The sequence below is a fragment of the Candidatus Frankia nodulisporulans genome (assembly GCF_902806475.1).
GTDB classification, from domain to species: domain Bacteria; phylum Actinomycetota; class Actinomycetes; order Frankiales; family Frankiaceae; genus Frankia; species Frankia umida.
The window spans coordinates 1-1,821 of sequence record NZ_CADCWS010000444.1 but is presented as its reverse complement, the minus strand read 5'-3'; the positions used below and the strand labels follow the sequence as shown (position 1 = coordinate 1,821).

The 1,821-nt window shown below is 71.2% G+C and carries 1 protein-coding gene and 1 pseudogene; one reads left to right on the top strand and one right to left on the bottom strand.

What is annotated here, in order from left to right; genetic code table 11:
• A pseudogene (locus G6R24_RS20635) lies at positions 1–310 on the bottom strand (amidohydrolase); the annotation flags it as partial.
• A gap of 402 nt (positions 311–712) precedes the next feature.
• Between G6R24_RS20635 and G6R24_RS20630 the strand changes: the two are divergent.
• Positions 713–1,821, top strand: a 1,109-nt coding sequence (locus tag G6R24_RS20630) for a type I glutamate--ammonia ligase (RefSeq protein ID WP_476727367.1), incomplete at its 3' end; no start/stop codon positions are given.

Below are 1,821 nucleotides of genomic sequence, written 5' to 3'. Positions count from 1 at the left end.
GGAAGCCGGTGTCGACGCAGAAGGTGGTGATCCCGGCCGCGGTGAGCAGCCGACGGTGGACCTCCTCATGGCCGAGTTCGGCGCGACGCTCGAGGTAGGTGTCGGGCTCGGCGTGCGGTGGCAGATCGAGGTGGGGCGCGCACCAGCGGCGCAGGGCGAACCCGAGCTGGCTGTCGAACAGGGTGGTGCCGGGTGGTCCGGGCGTGTCCGCCTCGGTGAGCATGCTTTCGAACTCCGGCCGGTCCAGGCCCCGTTGGACGAGCCCATGGCAGTGGTGATCGATGAGTTCTCCGTCCACGCGCAGCGCCATCCCTGGTGCATCTCCCCTGGACGGGCTGGTCATGCCTGGCTGGCACGTCCCCCCGGTCGTTGCACACAGTGATATTCACCAGTGGGCGACGCCTGTGGATAACATGTGGACAACTACGGTGCTCCTGGGGACAGTCGGATCTGAAATCCGTGATGTTGGCGTGTTTTCAGAGTTTCTTGACTCGCAGCTAACTGTGGAAAACGTTGGACGGGCCAAGGGCGGCGCGCGCTGATCTCGAGCCGCAGCCGGCAGCTCGGCTACTTTTGGTTATCACTTCGCGCTGTGGTCGGTGTCTCGTCCGATCTTCTCGGGCACCAGCGCGCCGTCGGAAGCACGCTCCTTCGGTCCGGCGGCGCCGCAGCGGGGAAGGGTGGCCAGCAGGCATCCGCCGAGGAGGCGACGATGAACGAGCCCGGTCCGAAACCAGCGTCAACGCCACCCCCCGCCCATCCGACCCCACCCACGTCCGCGGCCTCGCCTGACTACGTGTCCCCCCCGAGACCGACCTCCGCGTCCCCCGCGGTGACCGTCGCGGTGCGGACGTCCCGGGAGCCGGACGGGGGCGAGGCGGCGGCGGCGTCGGCGCTGGCGGCGGTTCGGGGCGGCTGGGAGCGGGATCGGATCGCCGCGGCGGCACGGCACGCGGCGACGAACCTGGCGGTGCGCGGGGTGGTCTGCGTGGCCTGCACCTTCGTCGACAACAGCGGCATCACGAGGGTGAAGGGCGTGCCGGTCGGACGGCTGGACGCGGCGGCGGTCTGGGGCGTGGGCATGTCGCCGGTGTTCGACGCCTTTCTTCCCGACGACGCGATCCTCGGCGACACAGCGGCCGGTAGCCCCGTCGGCGACCTGCGGCTGCATCCGGACCTTGACCGACTGACCCTGCTGGCCGCCCAGCCGGGCTGGGCGTGGGCACCCGCGGACCGTCGCGACCAGGACGGCCGGCCCCATCCCCAGGACGGCCGGGAACTCGTCCGCCGCCAGATGGCCCGGCTCGCCACCCGGGGGATCGAGGTGGCGCTCGCGTTCGAGGTCGAGTGGACGGTGGCCACCGCCGACGCCGACCCCGACGAGTTCGTACCGGCGGCGCGCGGACCCGCGTACGGGATGACCCGGGTCACCGAGCTCGCCGACTACCTGCGTGACGTCGTCGCGGCACTCACCGACCAGGGGCTCGTCGTCGAGCAGATCCATCCCGAGTACGCCGCCGGCCAGTTCGAGGTCTCGGTCGCCCCTCAGGATCCGCTCGCCGCCGCGGACACCTGCGTGCTGGTCAAGGAGACGATCCGCGGGATCAGCACGCGCCACGGCCTGCGTGCCTCGTTCGCCCCCCAGCTGGTCGTCGGCGGTGTCGGCAACGGCGGCCACATCCACCTCAGTCTGTGGGCCAACGACAGCCCGTGGCGCGCCGACCCGGACTACCTCGACGACCCGGACGACCTCGACGACCTCGGCAACCAGCGTGGCTCCCACGACGCGTCCGGCCCGCGTCGACACCGTGATCCCGGTGC